The organism is Microbacterium sp. AK009 (assembly GCF_013410955.1).
In the GTDB taxonomy this organism is placed as follows: domain Bacteria; phylum Actinomycetota; class Actinomycetes; order Actinomycetales; family Microbacteriaceae; genus Microbacterium.
The window spans coordinates 236,270-250,888 of record NZ_JACCCG010000006.1 but is presented as its reverse complement, the minus strand read 5'-3'; the positions used below and the strand labels follow the sequence as shown (position 1 = coordinate 250,888).

At 70.3% G+C, this 14,619-nt stretch carries 16 protein-coding genes; 9 read left to right on the top strand and 7 right to left on the bottom strand.

The features are described from left to right. Window positions 1–8: 8 nt before the first annotated feature. Window positions 9–461, bottom strand: a complete 453-nt coding sequence (locus HDC37_RS14855; RefSeq protein ID WP_179561162.1) for an SRPBCC family protein — start codon at window positions 459–461, stop codon at window positions 9–11. Window positions 462–649: 188 nt separating this feature from the next. Between HDC37_RS14855 and HDC37_RS17330 the strand changes: the two genes are divergently transcribed. The 6 genes from HDC37_RS17330 (at window position 650) to HDC37_RS14830 (ending at window position 5,256) form a co-directional block, all read left to right on the top strand. Next, a complete protein-coding gene (locus tag HDC37_RS17330; RefSeq protein WP_257021534.1) occupies window positions 650–784 on the top strand; it encodes a hypothetical protein in 135 nt (44 codons plus the stop codon). A 298-nt stretch (window positions 785–1,082) separates the two neighbouring features. Continuing rightward, entirely contained in the window at window positions 1,083–2,099 is a 1,017-nt protein-coding gene (locus HDC37_RS14850) for a hypothetical protein (protein WP_179561161.1), read from the top strand. Between the two features lie 43 nt (window positions 2,100–2,142). Then, window positions 2,143–2,907, top strand: a complete 765-nt coding sequence (locus HDC37_RS14845; protein ID WP_374939196.1) for a hypothetical protein — start codon at window positions 2,143–2,145, stop codon at window positions 2,905–2,907. Between the two features lie 339 nt (window positions 2,908–3,246). Further along, on the top strand, window positions 3,247–3,615 hold the full coding sequence (locus tag HDC37_RS14840; RefSeq protein ID WP_179561160.1) for a GntR family transcriptional regulator: 369 nt from the start codon (window positions 3,247–3,249) through the stop codon (window positions 3,613–3,615). Window positions 3,616–3,643: 28 nt separating this feature from the next. Continuing rightward, window positions 3,644–4,564, top strand: a complete 921-nt coding sequence (locus HDC37_RS14835) for an ABC transporter ATP-binding protein (RefSeq protein ID WP_179561159.1) — start codon at window positions 3,644–3,646, stop codon at window positions 4,562–4,564. Continuing rightward, on the top strand, window positions 4,561–5,256 hold the full coding sequence (locus tag HDC37_RS14830; RefSeq protein ID WP_179561158.1) for a hypothetical protein: 696 nt from the start codon (window positions 4,561–4,563) through the stop codon (window positions 5,254–5,256). Before HDC37_RS14835 ends, HDC37_RS14830 begins: the two co-directional genes overlap by 4 nt. 37 nt (window positions 5,257–5,293) lie before the next feature. Here HDC37_RS14830 and HDC37_RS14825 read toward each other — a convergent pair whose 3' ends face one another. The 3 genes from HDC37_RS14825 to HDC37_RS14815 form a co-directional block, all read right to left on the bottom strand. Then, window positions 5,294–5,539 carry a DUF3072 domain-containing protein gene (locus tag HDC37_RS14825; protein ID WP_179561157.1) on the bottom strand — a complete coding sequence of 82 codons (246 nt, stop codon included), beginning with the start codon at window positions 5,537–5,539 and terminating at the stop codon, window positions 5,294–5,296. A gap of 159 nt (window positions 5,540–5,698) precedes the next feature. Continuing rightward, window positions 5,699–6,787, bottom strand: a complete 1,089-nt coding sequence (locus tag HDC37_RS14820; RefSeq protein ID WP_179561156.1) for an ATP-binding protein — start codon at window positions 6,785–6,787, stop codon at window positions 5,699–5,701. 1 nt (window position 6,788) lies between these two features. Continuing rightward, window positions 6,789–7,094, bottom strand: a complete 306-nt coding sequence (locus HDC37_RS14815) for a chorismate mutase (RefSeq protein WP_179561155.1) — start codon at window positions 7,092–7,094, stop codon at window positions 6,789–6,791. Window positions 7,095–7,179: 85 nt separating this feature from the next. Here HDC37_RS14815 and HDC37_RS14810 point away from each other — a divergent pair, with 85 nt between their 5' ends. Further along, entirely contained in the window at window positions 7,180–8,328 is a 1,149-nt protein-coding gene (locus HDC37_RS14810; protein ID WP_179561154.1) for an AI-2E family transporter, read from the top strand. 319 nt (window positions 8,329–8,647) lie between these two features. Here HDC37_RS14810 and HDC37_RS17325 read toward each other — a convergent pair whose 3' ends face one another. Beyond that, window positions 8,648–10,027, bottom strand: a complete 1,380-nt coding sequence (locus HDC37_RS17325; protein WP_257021533.1) for a lactonase family protein — start codon at window positions 10,025–10,027, stop codon at window positions 8,648–8,650. After that, window positions 10,027–11,313 carry an adenylosuccinate synthase gene (locus tag HDC37_RS14800; RefSeq protein WP_179561153.1) on the bottom strand — a complete coding sequence of 429 codons (1,287 nt, stop codon included), beginning with the start codon at window positions 11,311–11,313 and terminating at the stop codon, window positions 10,027–10,029. Before HDC37_RS14800 ends, HDC37_RS17325 begins: the two co-directional genes overlap by 1 nt. Window positions 11,314–11,398: 85 nt before the next feature. On the opposite strand from HDC37_RS14800, the gene HDC37_RS14795 reads away from it, so the two are divergent. Beyond that, window positions 11,399–12,160, top strand: coding sequence for a Pr6Pr family membrane protein (locus HDC37_RS14795; protein ID WP_179561152.1), 762 nt, complete (start codon window positions 11,399–11,401; stop codon window positions 12,158–12,160). On the opposite strand, the gene HDC37_RS14790 is transcribed toward HDC37_RS14795, so the two are convergent. Further along, window positions 12,112–13,116 (bottom strand): DUF1214 domain-containing protein, encoded by a 1,005-nt coding sequence (locus HDC37_RS14790; protein WP_179561151.1) that lies wholly within the window; start codon window positions 13,114–13,116, stop codon window positions 12,112–12,114. The two genes, HDC37_RS14795 and HDC37_RS14790, sit on opposite strands and share 49 nt — an antisense overlap. A 61-nt stretch (window positions 13,117–13,177) precedes the next feature. On the opposite strand from HDC37_RS14790, the gene argG reads away from it, so the two are divergent. Next, window positions 13,178–14,614, top strand: coding sequence for an argininosuccinate synthase (gene argG, locus HDC37_RS14785; protein WP_179561150.1), 1,437 nt, complete (start codon window positions 13,178–13,180; stop codon window positions 14,612–14,614). The last annotated feature ends 5 nt before the right edge of the window (window positions 14,615–14,619 follow it).

Here is a 14,619-nt window from a genome sequence, read left to right as displayed (position 1 = left end):
GTCCTGGATCAGGCCTGCACGTCACCGCGCCACGCGCCGGTTTCGGCGCCGCGCGACTCGATGAACGTCTTGAAGTTCGCCAGGTCCTTCTTGACCGAGCGATCGTCGATGCCGAGGACGTCCCCGACGTGCTCGACGAAGCCCTGCGGCTCCCAATCCAGCTGCACCGTGACGCGGGTCTCGGTGTCGCTCAGCTTGTGGAAGGTCACCACACCGGCGTGGTCCTCGCCCCCGGTGCTGCGCCATGCGACGCGCTCGTCGGGGTGCTGCTCGGTGATCTCGGCGTCGAACTCGCGCTCGACGGTGCCGATCTTCACGCGCCAGTGGTTGTGGGTGTCGTCCAGCTGGGTGATCGACTGGACGAAGCTGAGGAACTCGGGGAAGGTCTCGAACTGGGTCCACTGGTTGTAGGCCGTGGAGACCGGGACATCGACATCGACGGTTTCGATGATGCGCGCCATGTCGCACTCCTTTCGTCGGCAGAGCCGGGTTCGGCCCTGTCGCTGGGAAATCTATCGAGCGGCGTTCGATCCGACTGCGGCGTTGACGCCTGCCGGTCGGTCGGCTATCGTCGCGCGCTCGCGCTCTCGATGAGGACGGATGCCGCGGGGCGCTCTCTAGACTGGATGAGACCCCGGACGGAGAGCCGATGAGCAACGACGACGATTTCGCCATGTACAGCGACGCGCGCCAGCGCCGGATCAAGGTGGTGGCGTGGGTCGTCATCCTCTCGCTCATCCTCGTCGGCGGCGGGGCGACGGTGCTGTCGCTGCTGTTCGGCTGACGCGTCCCCCGGAACCTCTCTGCGCGGGCGGCGCGCGGCACGCGCCCGCTGCCTCTCGCTCCCTCCGCGCTCGGGCCCCCGCCCGCTACCCTCCTCCCGTGCGCGCTCGGGCGCTCGCCCGCCGCCCCTCCCTCCCTCCGCGCTCGGGCGCTCGCCCGCGCACACGGGAGGAGATCGACGCACGGGAGGACGCGGAGCGGCGTCTCGCCCTCCGGTGCGCCGATCTCCTCCCGTGTGCGCGCGGCGCGTGCCGCAGAACTCGTGGCCCGCGTCCAGCCACCGTGACTAGCATGGCCGGGTGGACCCGTTCACGGTCATCGCCGAATTCTGGTGGATCGGAGCGTCGGCAGCCGGCGCTGGAACCATCGGATGGTTCGGGCTGCGCCATCAGCGCACCAAGGGATCGCGACGGCTCGCCCTCCACGCTGCCCGCCACGAGCTGCGCGAAGCGCGCGACGTCGTCACCGCCTCGCGCGTCGAGGTGCGCGTCGCGCGGGCAGAGCTCGCCCGGGCACATGCCGATCGAGCGGCCGACCGCGTCCCGGCATCCGAGGTGACCCTCGCCCGGCAGCGACTGCAGCAGGCCCAGCGCGAGGTGCGCGCCGCACATGCCGAGATCCGCCTCCGCCGGATCCAGGTGTCGGCGGCACGGGCGACGATCCCCCGCGCGAAGGCGACCCCCGACACCCTGCCCCTGGCACGGTTGATGGCCGCTCACACCGCCATCGACGCCCGGTGGCTGGAGTACGAGACCGACCCCGCCAAGCGCATCGCGTTCCCCGCGATGAGCGATGTGCGTCAGCCGTCGACGGCGGCCTACCTCGCCGCCCGCGCCGAGGCCAGCCGACTCCGCCCGCCCACGGCCGTCACCCGCATGACGCCGGTCGAGTTCGCGCAGTACCGTGCGGCGGTCGAGCACCTCGGCAAGCTGTTCGAGCGCGCCGAGCGTGAGGCGTGGCGAGCGGCGGGAGCCGGCGACGGCCCCTCACGCCAGGATGATCCGCACTGGGCCGATCTCGCCCAGTCGGTCGCGCAGACCGTGATCGCCCGCGGGACCGAGGCGATCGCGCGCGTCGCGGAGTCGAACGCCCGGAACCGCGAACGTGCCGGCGGACGGACGGATGCCGGCGGACGGACGGATGCCGGCGGAAGGACCAATGCCGGCGGACGGACGGATGCCACGGGCACCGCGTCGCGGACCGACTCGGCGTCGCCCGGCTCCGCCGCCGATGCCAACGACAACCGCCCACCGCAGCCTCGAGGGGCTTCCGTGTGGCCCGTCCCCTCGCGCGGAGCGCGACGGCCGCAGGACTGACGCGCGCGGGGATGCGCCGATGACGATCGAGTGGGGATGACGGGTGGACTGGTCGAACATCTGGATGTTCTGGTGGCTGATCTTCCCGATCGGCGCCGCCATCGGCGGTGCCATCAAGTCCCTCGACCGCGCGTCGGAGCGTCGTCACCGGCGGCGCCTGGAGAAGATGCGGGCCAAGGCCGAACTGCGCTCCGGCGCGATCCCCGCGGTCATGGCGGGGGCCACGACGGCGGGTGGCTCCGGCGGCGACGCCGGCCGCGCGGCATCCGATTCGGCCGACGCCACTCTCACGCAACTGCTCGCCGTCCATGACGACGTCACGGCCCGCTGGCTCGACTACGAACTGGATGTCGCCAAACTGATCGCGTTCCCCGCGATGAGCGACGGACGCCAGCCGCTGACGGCGGCGTTCCTTCGCGCGAAGCGCGTCGCCGACCGGTTGCGGCCGCCGTCGGCGACGGCACGGATCAGTCCCGAGCAGCTGCGGGAGTACCGCGAGGCGGTGACCGACTACGAGGTCGCGTTCGACCTGGCCGAGCGCGACGCGCGCCGGTTGAAGGACGCGAACTTCAGCGCCGAGGAGCGAAAGCGCCTCGACACCGCCCAGCAGCTCCTCTCGGTCGCGATCGATGAGGCGGCGACCCCTGCCGAGCGGCAGCTCGCCTATCGCCGCGTGCGCGAGGAGCTCGACGGCCTCCTCCTGCTGTCGGATGACGCGATCGAGGTGCTGGAGAAGAAGGTCGCGCAGGAGCTGCCCGCACGCCCGTCGTCGGCGCCTCCCGCGGCGCCGCCCGCGCCGTCCGTCTGACCCGCGGCGGCCTTCGGCCTCGTGGCGCCTCCCGGCCTTTCGGGGTCGCGGCGCGTCTCGGGCTTGCCACCTCGCGGCCTCGCAGCCTCGCAGCCTCGCAGCCTCCTGGCCCTGCTCCCCTGTCACGATCTGCCCCTCGGCCCTGCTCCCCATCACGGCGCTCAGCGCCACCCTGCTCGCCGCACGGGAACGGCCGGGGCCTTCGCGGAGGATCGTGATAGACGGAGCACGACGGCGGCTGTCGACTCCGGCGAGAGAGGGTGGCCGCGCAGGGTTGACACAGACCCGGTCATTGTTGCATGGTTAGTTAGTCAACTAATTAACCAGTGAGGAGCCGACGTGGTCGAAGAAGGCAGAGCGCTCTTCCTCCAGATCGCCGAGAGCGTGGAGGACGCGATCATCGACGGCAGCCTCACCGAAGAGAGCCAGGCGCCGTCGACGAACGAGCTCGCCGCCTTCCACCGCATCAACCCCGCCACCGCCGCCAAAGGAGTGAACATGCTCGTCGACAAGGGCGTGCTGTACAAGCGGCGCGGAATCGGCATGTTCGTCGCCCCCGGCGCCCGCGAGCGCCTGCTCGACGAGCGCCGCACCGCCTTCGCCGACCGCTACGTCGAACCGCTGCTCGCCGAAGCCCGCAAGCTCGGCCTCGGCCCGGCCGACTTGACCGCCCTGATCAATGACCGCGCCGCGGTCACCGGACCCTGAGTTCCCCGAGCTTCGAAAGGACACCACGATGACACACGTGATCGAGGTGGAGCACCTGACCAAGCGCTACCGCGACACCGTCGCAGTCGACGACGTCAGCTTCTCCATCGAAAAGGACATCATCTACGGCCTCCTCGGCCGCAACGGCGCGGGCAAGACGACGGTGATGTCGATCCTCACCGCGCAGAACTTCGCCACGAGCGGCACCGTGCGCGTCTTCGGTCAACACCCCTACGAGAACGCGCGGGTGCTCGAGCGCATGTGCTTCGTTCGCGAGAGCCAGAAGTACCCGGATGACGCGACTCCGCGTCACGCGCTGCGAATGGCCCGACTCTTCTTCCCCCACTGGGACCAGGACCTCGCCGATCAGCTGGTCGACGACTTCCAGCTGCCGCTGAAGGGTCGGACGATCAAGAAGCTCTCGCGGGGTCAGCTCTCGGCGGTCGGCGTCATCATCGGCCTGGCCTCCCGCGCCGAGATCACCTTCTTCGACGAGCCCTACCTCGGGCTCGACGCGGTCGCCCGCCAGATCTTCTACGACCGGCTGCTCAGCGACTACGCCGAGCACCCGCGCACGATCATCCTCTCCAGTCATCTGATCGACGAGGTGTCGAACCTCCTCGGCCGGGTGCTGGTGATCGACCGGGGCCGCATCGTCATGGATGAGGAGACGGACGAGATCCGCGACCGCGCAGCGAACATCGTCGGCGACGCGGCGGCCGTGGAAGCCTTCACCGCCGGCCGCGAGATCATCCACCGGCAGAGCCTCGGCCGCACCACCTCGGTGACGGTGCTCGGGCGCCTCTCGGCCGACGATCGCACGCGCATGGCCGCTGCAGGACTGGATGTCGCTCCCGTCTCGCTGCAGCAGCTCATCGTCCGCACCACCCAGCACGCCGCCGGACTGAGCGGCTCGTCGACCTCGCTCGAGGAAGGAGCACTCCGATGAACCGCACGCTGCGCGTCGTCCGGATGCAGCTGATCAATCGTCAGACGTACGTCTGGGTGCCTCTCCTCGTGCTGGGCGGCGCCTTCATCTTGTCCGTCGCGATCTGGTGGATTCTCGCCGGGTCAGGCGTGACCGGGAACTTCTACGGCGGCGGCGCCCAGGCACCGCTGTGGTACCTCGCTGTGGTTGGCGTTCAGGCGCTCACCCTGACATTCCCCTTCTCGCAGGCCATGAGCGTCACGCGCCGCGAGTTCTTCTTCGGCACGTATCTCATCGCTGCGTTCAGCGCCGCGAGCCTCGCGGTGGTCTTCGTCATCGGCGGCTGGATCGAGACGCTCACCCAGGGATGGGGGCTGAACGGCTACTTCTTCTACTCCGCCGAGATCTGGCAGGGCGGTCCGCTCGGCGCCGCGTTCATCTTCTTCGCCATCGCGATGCTGATGTTCACGCTCGGCTTCACGGGGGCCACCGTCTACAAGCGCTTCGGCCCCACGGTCTTCACCGTGAGCCTCATCGGCCTGGGGGTCGTCCTCGTCGCGGCGATGTTCGTCGTCGGACGGCTGAACGCCTGGGGTCAGGTGTTCACGTGGATCGGCGAGCAGGGTCCGCTGGGGATGGCCGCCTGGGGCCTCGTCGCAGCCGCCGCCCTCGCCGCGGCCGCGTTCGCGACGCTGCGCCGCGCGACGCCCTGAGGCGTGCGCGGCGCGCGAAGCTCGCGGAGAAGGCGGGTCAGCTCGGAGAGCGGCCCGTCTTCTCCTGCAGCCGTTCGATGTGCTCCGAAGCCTCGGCCTTGTTGAGGTCGGCTGACAGCTCCTCCCCCGCCTCGCGGGCCAGAGTGTCGAGGTAGCTGCGCTGGGGAGCGGTCATGGGCTCATCGCCGGTGACCCAATCAGCCGGATCCTTCTCCGCGGGGTTGGTGGTGTCGTCGGACGATGTCGCACCGAGGGTCTCGGCGCCGGATGTGTTGTCGGACATGCGTTCGAGAGTACGTCGGGCCCCCGACATCCCTCCCGCCCTTGACATCGGCAGCGCCGGGTGTAAGCGAATGGGACCTGCACGCCGTCAGCGAATGGGTCCTCGACGCCGTCAGCGAATGGGTCTTGGACGCCTTCAGCGGATGGGACCTGGACGCCGTCAGCGTATAGGGACCCCCACGTCGCTGCCGCCCTCGACGGTCAGGCGCTCGCCCATCTGCACCAGCCCCGCCGTCTCGATGAAGCCGCCCGCGAAGAGTGCCTGGCCCTGCGCGAACAGCGGCGAGCGCTCGACAAGCGCCGCCGGCGCATACCCGAAGACCTCGCCGAGCTCGGCGAGATCGCGCGGCGAGCTCATCCGCATGAGGGCCAGGTTGTCGCACTGCGACAGGGCGTTGGGGTGCACCTTCGAGGGGCGCTGGGTGGACAGCAGCAACCACAGGCCGTATTTGCGGCCCTCGGCGGCGATCTGCACGATGCGCTCGGTGAGCTCGCGCTCCACCGGGGTCGTCGGATCCGGTTGGACGAGGTTGTGCGCCTCGTCGATGACGATCAGTCGGCCCACCCGGTCGGCCCGGTTCTCCCACAGGTGATCGAGCACCGCGAGCGCCGCGGCGAGCATCTCGGCGCGCGTGGGGAAGCCGCCGAGGTCGAGCACCGTCGCGTCGGGCTGTTCGCGGATGTCATCGGTGACGCTCCGGCCCCGCCACGCCCACAGGCCCCAGCCGCCGAGGCCGAGGTTTTCGAGCCTGGTCGCGAGGCGGTGACGGGCCGGGTCCTCACCCGAGCGCAGGTAGGTGACCAGGCTCCCCCGGCGGATGACGTCCATCTCGCCCTCGAGCTTGAGCAGAGCGTTGAAGTCCTCCGCGTCCCGCACCGGGTCGAGCTCAAGCAGCGCCGCGCGTGAGCGCCACGGCATGTCGAGGAATCGCGCCTGCAGGGCGTCGGGGCGATCGCGCCCCGGGCGGAACACGCGGATGTCGCGCTCGTCCCAGGCGGCGCGCACCGCGTCATCCACACCCTCCCGCACCGTGCCGAGGCCGACGAAATCCGAGTTCGGATCCAGGATGACCAGGGGCAGACGGGTGTGCAGGATGACGCGCTCGAGCAGTACACCGAGCGCATAGGTCTTCCCCGACCCGCTCTGCCCGCACCAGAAGGTGTGCCGATTGAGCTTCCGTGCGAGCACCTGCGCGGGGGTCGGGTCGGCCGCCTCGAGGAGGGTCCCGATCTCGAGCCGATCGACCATGTCAGCGCCCCTCGCTCACGGCGCCGGCGGCGGTGTGGTGGCGGATCACCTCGGCGACGACGAAATTGAACCACTTCTCGGCGAACTCGGGATCGAGGTCGGCCTCCTGGGCCAGCCGCTTGAGACGGGAGATCTGCTGCTCCTCGCGCCCGGGGTCGGACGCCGGCATCCCGTGCGCGGCCTTCAGCTCGCCCACCTGCTGCGTGCAGCGGAAGCGTTCGGCCAGGAGGAAGACCAACGCCGCGTCGACGTTGTCGATGCTCGCGCGCAACCTCAGCAGAGTGGTCGTCGGATCTTCAGTCGTCATGGGCTATCCCTCCCCGATCCACGACCATACCGCGAGGCTCCGAGTGCCGCCGAGGGTGCGCGGCACGCGCCCCTAGAGTGTGACCATGAACGACGCCAGCGCGCCCGCCTCGCCACCCGCGGACGACCCTGAGACCGACGCGTCCGAGTCCCCCGTCGAGTCGACCTACGTCCGACGGCGCACCCTCTTCACCAGCGTGAACAACCCGTTCGCGTTCGGCTTCTTCGTCACCCTGGGGGGACTCGTCGCGCTCGGACTGGGCGTCGCGTTCATCAACCTCTCCACAGTGCTGATCTACATCGCCTTCGCCCTGTTCGCGGCGCTCGGGCTCGACCCGATCGTGCGCTTCCTCGAGAGGCGCGGACTCGGACGAGGGTGGGCGATCCTCATCGTCTTCGCGGGGTTCGTCGTCATCGTCGTCGGGGTCGTGTCGCTCGTCGTCCCGACGCTGGTGCGACAGATCTCGCAGTTTCTCTCCGACCTGCCGTCGACGATCAACGCCTTCCAGACTTCAGACGTCTACGCCTGGCTGCAAGACACCTTCGGCGATCAGATCGGCAGCCTGCTGGGCGAGTTCGAGACCTTCATCACCAACCCCGCGAACATCGCCGCGATCGGCGGCGGGGTCCTGCAGGTCGGCGCGACCATCGCGACGACGGTCTCGGGCATCCTGATCGTGCTGGTGCTGAGCCTGTACTTCCTGGCATCCCTGGACACCATGAAGGTCGCCTTCGCCCGCCTGAGCCCTGCCCGCTACCGCCCGAAGGTGCGGTCGATGACCGATGAGATCACCGATTCGATCGGCGGATACCTCATGGGCATGGTGGTGCTGGCGTTCTTCAACTCGCTGGTGGCGTTCTTCCTCCACCTCTTCCTCGGCCTGCCCTTCCCGGCGCTGATGGCGGTCGCGGCGTTCGCGATCACGCTCATCCCCCTCGTCGGTCCGGTGCTGTACTGGATCTTCGCCAGCATCCTCGCGCTCTTCACGAACCCCCTCACCGCGCTGATCTTCGCCATCGCGTACCTGATCTACATCCAGATCGAGGCCTACGTGCTTACCCCGCGGGTGATGAGCCGCGCGATCGCCGTGCCCGGAGCGCTCGTCGTCATCGGCGCGCTCGTCGGGGGCACGCTGCTGGGCCTCCTCGGGGCGCTCGTGGCGATCCCGGTCACGGCGTCGATCCTGCTGATCATCAAGCAGGTCGTGATTCCGCGCCAGGACGCGAAGCTATAGCGGTCGGCGGCGCCGGGGCGCCGGGGACGCCGCGGAACGACCCGTATGCCGCGACGGATGCATGGCCGGTCGCCCGTTCGACGTCGCACCGGCCACACCCGGCCACACGGGCACCATCGGTCATGCATCCGTCGCGCCGCCGGGGCTCGGGCGGTGTCCCCGCGCACCACGACCCGTCCATGGGTGCGGCCGGCGGGCGGCCCAGGGTCGCGCGGGGGAACGGGTCGCGCGCACCACGACACATCCATGGGTGCGGCCGGCGGGCGGCCAGCGGGGCGCGCGGCCACGGGTCAGACGGGGAGCGGCGCGCGGGAAACGGTCAGACGAAGGGCGTGAGGCAGGTCGGCGACGGCGCCGGCGCGCGATGGCGCACCCGACCTGGGATCCCGGAGCGGATGTCGAGGGTCAGCGACACCACGTCGTCGGAGCGTTCCCCGGCGATAAGCAGGGTGTCGCGCACTACGCGATGGTGCCGCGGCCAGTCCACGCCCGCCTCGACGAGGGCCACGGGCGAAAGAGTCTCCCCCGCGCCGCGTACCGCGACGACGGCGATCGTGTTGCTGCCGCGCACTCCGGCGTACAGGAATCCGCTGTCGCGCGACGCCGCCAGCTCGGCGGCACTGTCGCCGGGAAGCGTGCCGGCACCGAGCGGCGTCCCCGACACCAGACGCCAGCGCCCGCTCGCATCGGGCGCGAGCACGAAGACCTCGCAGCTGTACTCCGTCACCACGTACAGGTGCCCGCTCGGGTGCCACACCATGTGCCGGGGGCCACTGCCGTACGGCAGGACGACATCGTGCAGCGGTCGCAGCTTTCCGTCGACGAGGCGCCAGAAGCGCACGAGGTCGAATCCCAGATCGGATGTCGCGACGAGACCGCCGGAGAGGAACACCGTCTGATGGGCCCGCGAGACGCGCTCCCGCTCCGCGCCGGGCCCCGGGAAGGCCGCCGCTTCGGCATCGCCGCCCGCGTCGCCCGTGCCGTCAACCCCGCCCACACCCCCACCACCGCGGACCCCGCCGAACAGCGCGCCGCCGCCGGCCCCGCCGAACAGCGCACCACCGCCGGCCCCACCGAACAGCGCGCCGCCGCCGACCCCGCCGACAGCGTCGGCGCCGGCGCCGCCGAACAGGTCGACCCCGCCCACACCGTCGAGTCCGCGCCCGCCGAAGAGCCCGGCATCCCCGCGCCCGCCGAGGCCGAGCGCCGCCAGGTCGATGCCGACCTCGGCCGCGGCCGCCTCAACACCTGACACCGCCTCGGTGGGAGCCCCCGGCGCCGCCGGATCCACGGCGGCCGGCGCGAACGACGGCCGGCCGATCCGGCCGTCGGCCGCAAGCGGGTAGCGCACCACGCGCCCGTCGCCCCAGCACGTGGCGACGAGGGTCGAGCCGTCGGGCGAGACCGCTGCGTGGCACACCGCCTCCCCCGCCTCGACGGGATCGCCGAGCGGGGCGAAACGCTCCGCTCCGACCCGGCGGAAGGCCTGCACGGTTCCCTCTGCCTCGAGGGTCGCGTAGGCGACATCCGTCCGCTCGTTCCAGGTGACCCACGACGGCGAGCTCGCCGAGACCGCCTCGCCGACGAGGGCGAGCGGCCCCCCGGCCGAACCTGACTCGGGCTCGCCCGCGATGAGGACCCCGATGCCGGTGGCGATCCCGCCGCTGTCGGCGGAGTACCCGCCGACGAGGAACCGCATCAGTCGACCAGGTCGTGCCGCACGATGACCGCGTCGCGAGCCGCGCCCACGCCGATCACCGAGATGCGGGTGCCGCTCATCTCCTCCAGCGCCAGCACGTAGTCCTGCGCCGCCAGCGGCAGGTCGTCGAAGGTGCGGGCGCCCGAGATGTCGTCCTTCCAGCCGGGGAACATCTCGTAGATCGGCCGGGCGTGATGGAAGTCGGTCTGGTTGACCGGCACCTCCTCGAACCGCTCGCCGTCGACGTCGTAGGCCACGCACACGGGGATCTCGTCGAGCCCGGTGAGGATGTCGAGCTTGGTGAGCACGAGGTCCGTGATGCCGTTGATGCGCGTGGCGTACCGGGTGATGGGGGCGTCGTACCAGCCGACGCGGCGCGGGCGGCCGGTCGTCGTGCCGAACTCGAACCCGCGCGAGCGCAGGAAGTCGCCGTGCTCATCGAACAGCTCGGTCGGGAAGGGCCCCGACCCCACCCGCGTCGTGTACGCCTTGACGATGCCGACGATGCGGTCCAAGCGCCGGGGGCCGACTCCGGACCCGGTCGCGGCACCACCCGCGGTCGCCGACGACGACGTGACGAAGGGGTAGGTGCCGTGGTCGACGTCCAGCATGGTCGCCTGGCCGCCCTCGAACACCACGACCTCGTTCCGGTCGAGCGCCTCATCGAGCAGCAGCGACGTGTCGGCGACCATCGGCCGCAGCCGCTCGGCGTAGGACAGGAGGTCTTCGACGACCTCTTCGACGGCGATCGCTCGCCGGTTGTACACCTTCAACAGGAGGTGGTTCTTCTGATCCAGCGCCCCCTCGACCTTCTGGCGCAGGATGTTCTCATCGAAGAGGTCCTGCACGCGGATGCCGACACGGTTGATCTTGTCGGCGTACGCGGGGCCGATCCCCCGGCCCGTGGTGCCGATCTGGCGCTTGCCGAGGAAGCGCTCGGTGACCTTGTCGAGCGTGCGGTGGTACTGCGTGATCACGTGCGCGTTGGCGCTGATCCGCAGCCGCGACGTGTCGAGCCCGCGCGCCTGCAGCGCCTTGAGCTCGGCGAAGAGCACCTCGAGGTCGATCACGACACCGTTGCCGATGACGGCGTTCACGCCCGGCGACAGGATGCCCGAGGGAAGCAGGTGCAGCGCGTACTTCTCGTCGCCGATGACGACGGTGTGTCCGGCGTTGTTGCCGCCGTTGAACTTCACGACCCAGTCGGTGCGTTCACCCAGGAGGTCGGTGGCCTTGCCCTTGCCCTCGTCACCCCACTGAACGCCGACGATCACAATGCCTGGCATGGCCCACTCCCCCGTTGTCGGACGGTTACACCCGATCCTATCGGGCGAGCCCCCCACGCCCCCGGACCGCCGCTAGAGTCGGCCCATGCTGGCATCCTCTCGCTGGGCCGCCGCGTGGAACGTCCTGCGCCTCCTCGCCGCGGTCGCGATCATCGTCGCCGTGATCGGACAGGCCGTCCGCACCATCGGCATCGGCATCGACGCCGGACAGCACCTGCCGACGGTGGTGACGAACTTCTTCAGCTTCTTCACGATCCTCTCCAACTGCGCCGCCGCCGTGGTGCTTCTGTGGGCCGGCGGGCGCTGGGCTGTGGTGCGGCGGAGGCGAACACCGGATGCCGCGCCCGCGGCCGATCCGGCTGCCGTGGCCGTGGCACTCGCGAGCGTCACGACCTACATGGTGATCACCGGCGTCGTCTACAACACCCTGCTGCGGAACGTGCCCCTCCCGCAGGGGGTGACGGTGCCCTGGTCGAACGAGATCCTGCACGTGATCGCGCCGCTCTTCCTGCTGCTCGATCTGTTCCTCGGCCCGGGACGCCGCGCGCTGCCGTGGCGCGACGTCGGCGTCATCCTGATCTTTCCGATCGCATGGGTGGTGTACACCCTCGTGCGCGGCCCGCTCATCACCAACCCGGCCTCAGGTCAGCCCTTCTGGTACCCCTACCCGTTCCTGAACCCGAACAACCCCGACCTCATCTTCGCCGGGTACACGGGCGTGGCCTTCTGGGTCGTCGTCATCGCCCTCGGGATCGTGGTCACCGCCGCGGTCGTCGTCGCCGTCGGGCGGCGCCGCGATCACGAGCGGGGGGTGTCCTCCGTGGAGGTCTCCGCCTCCGGCGCCTGAGCGTCGTCCACCGCCTCGCGCACGAGGTCGGGGACCTGCCACCGCCCCTCGAGGATCTCGGCGCGGGGGCGGTAGAGACGGACGAGGAAGTTCCATCCCTCCGGCAGCGGGATGTCGTTCGGCCCCTCGACCTGGCCCGGAGGCGTGAATCGCACGGTGATCGAGCCGTCCTCATCGCGGACGCCTGTGACGCTGTTCACCGAGTAGCGCCCCTCGGGGTTCGGCTCGAAGAAGCCGCGGGCGTTGTACACCGACACCGACCAGAAGCCGTCGACCGGCACTTCCCGCATCGTGAGCTCGTAGTGCCCGACGGGCAGCTGCGGATCGACCCCCAGGTAGGAGGCCTCCCACAGCGGCAGGCCGCCCCAGCCGGCCGCGGTGCCGATGAGATGGCGGACCGGATCGACCTCGTCCCGGTTGCCGAAGGTGCGGTCGAACGCGCGAAGGCCCCGCGCGAGCGTCAGCAGGGCGTCGCGGGTCGCATCCAGAGACTCCGTGTCCCAGTCGCCCGGCTCGAACTCCTGGGACGACCCGGCCTCGAGCAGGAGTCGATCCTGCAGGGCGGCGACCTCGGCGACATCCTGCGGGTCATCGGGGTCGACGAGCGTCCGCGCGGCGACGAGCACGTGATCGGCGCCGGGCGCAAGGGTCGCGAGGTCGTGCTCGCCGGGATCGTGCACCACCGCGCGGACGTAGTGATCGCGGTCGAGGACCATCACCGAGAGGTATCGGCCGGCGGCATCCGGAATCGTCACCCGGCCACCCCCGGACAGATCCACGATCGCGAAGCTGTAGAGGGTGTCGCGATTGAGCCGGATGACGGTCTGATGCGCGACGTCCGCGGGCTCGCGGCTGTGCTGGAACACGTTCACTCCGCCGGCATCGCGTTGGATGTCGGCGAACATCCGATCGGTCTCGGCACGCACGAACGTGTCGACGTTGACATGCATCGCCATGACAGAACCTTCCCGCACGACGGCGCGGGGCGCAAACCCCCCGCTCACTAGACTTGGTGGCATGTCGAAGGTCCTTCAGTCCCTGCCCGTCGGCGAGCGCGTCGGCATCGCCTTCTCGGGGGGACTGGACACCTCCGTCGCCGTCGCCTGGATGCGCGACAAGGGCGCCGTGCCCTGCACCTACACCGGCGACCTCGGCCAGTACGACGAGGACGACATCGCCTCGATCCCCGACCGCGCGCTGCAGTACGGCGCCGAGATCTCGCGCCTGGTCGACTGCAAGACCGCCCTCGTCGAGGAGGGCTTCGTGGCGCTGGCGTGCGGGGCGTTCCACATCCGCTCCGGCGGCCGCACCTACTTCAACACCACGCCCCTCGGACGGGCGGTGACCGGCACGCTGCTGGTGCGCGCCATGAAGGAGGACGGCGTCGACATCTGGGGCGACGGCTCGACCTACAAGGGCAACGACATCGAGCGGTTCTACCGCTACGGTCTGCTCGCCAACCCTGCGCTGCGCATCTACAAGCCGTGGCTCGACGCCGACTTCGTCACCGAGCTCGGCGGTCGCACCGAGATGAGCGAGTGGCTGATCGCCCACGGCTTCCCGTACCGCGACAGCGCCGAGAAGGCGTACTCGACCGACGCGAACATCTGGGGCGCCACCCACGAGGCCAAGACCCTCGAGCACCTCGACGTGTCGCTCGAGACCGTGCAGCCCATCATGGGCGTGCGATTCTGGGACGACGGCGTCGAGATCGCCCCCGAAGACGTCAGCATCACCTTCGACGCCGGCCGCCCGGTGGCCATCAACGGCGAGGAGTTCGGCGACCCGGTCGAACTCGTCCGCGCCGCCAATGCCGTCGGCGGCCGCCACGGCCTCGGCATGAGCGACCAGATCGAGAACCGCATCATCGAGGCCAAGTCGCGAGGCATCTACGAGGCGCCCGGGATGGCGCTGCTGTTCATCGCGTACGAACGCCTCGTCAACGGCATCCTCAACGAAGACACCCTCGCGACCTACCACGAGCAGGGTCGGCGCCTGGGCCGTCTGATGTACGAGGGGCGCTGGCTGGAGCCGCAGTCGCTCATGCTGCGCGAGTCGATCCAGAAGTGGGTCGGATCGTCGATCTCGGGCACGGTGACCCTGCGCCTGCGTCGCGGCGAGGACTACACGATCCTCGACACGGTGGCCTCGGGCCTGTCGTACGCGCCCGAGAAGCTCTCGATGGAGCGGGTGGGAGATGCCGCTTTCGGCCCCACCGACCGGATCGGGCAGCTGACGATGCGCAACCTCGACATCGCCGACTCGCGCGCGCGTCTCGAGCTGTTCGCCGGGATGGGCCTCATCGGCGGCGCCACCGGGGAGCTGGTCGGGAAGCTCGAGCGGGGCGGGGCCGACGAGATCATCGAACCGGCCGAGCCCGACGAGCGGGGTCGCCTGGCCGAAGCGACCGACGCCGCCTCGGAGGCCGCGGCCTTCGACGCCGGCACCGACTGACCGCG

Bases quoted from the DNA above. Each gene is read 5' to 3' on its own strand.
- HDC37_RS14790 (WP_179561151.1), bottom strand. From the start codon at position 13,116: ATGGCGATGCATGTCAACGTCGACACGTTCGTGCGTGCCGAGACCGAT.
- argG (WP_179561150.1), top strand. From the start codon at position 13,178: ATGTCGAAGGTCCTTCAGTCCCTGCCCGTCGGCGAGCGCGTCGGCATC.
- HDC37_RS14795 (WP_179561152.1), top strand. From the start codon at position 11,399: ATGCTGGCATCCTCTCGCTGGGCCGCCGCGTGGAACGTCCTGCGCCTC.
- HDC37_RS17330 (WP_257021534.1), top strand. From the start codon at position 650: ATGAGCAACGACGACGATTTCGCCATGTACAGCGACGCGCGCCAGCGC.
- HDC37_RS14830 (WP_179561158.1), top strand. From the start codon at position 4,561: ATGAACCGCACGCTGCGCGTCGTCCGGATGCAGCTGATCAATCGTCAG.
- HDC37_RS14810 (WP_179561154.1), top strand. From the start codon at position 7,180: ATGAACGACGCCAGCGCGCCCGCCTCGCCACCCGCGGACGACCCTGAG.
- HDC37_RS17325 (WP_257021533.1), bottom strand. From the start codon at position 10,027: ATGCGGTTCCTCGTCGGCGGGTACTCCGCCGACAGCGGCGGGATCGCC.
- HDC37_RS14835 (WP_179561159.1), top strand. From the start codon at position 3,644: ATGACACACGTGATCGAGGTGGAGCACCTGACCAAGCGCTACCGCGAC.
- HDC37_RS14820 (WP_179561156.1), bottom strand. From the start codon at position 6,787: ATGGTCGATCGGCTCGAGATCGGGACCCTCCTCGAGGCGGCCGACCCG.
- HDC37_RS14855 (WP_179561162.1), bottom strand. From the start codon at position 461: ATGGCGCGCATCATCGAAACCGTCGATGTCGATGTCCCGGTCTCCACG.
- HDC37_RS14800 (WP_179561153.1), bottom strand. From the start codon at position 11,313: ATGCCAGGCATTGTGATCGTCGGCGTTCAGTGGGGTGACGAGGGCAAG.
- HDC37_RS14815 (WP_179561155.1), bottom strand. From the start codon at position 7,094: ATGACGACTGAAGATCCGACGACCACTCTGCTGAGGTTGCGCGCGAGC.
- HDC37_RS14825 (WP_179561157.1), bottom strand. From the start codon at position 5,539: ATGTCCGACAACACATCCGGCGCCGAGACCCTCGGTGCGACATCGTCC.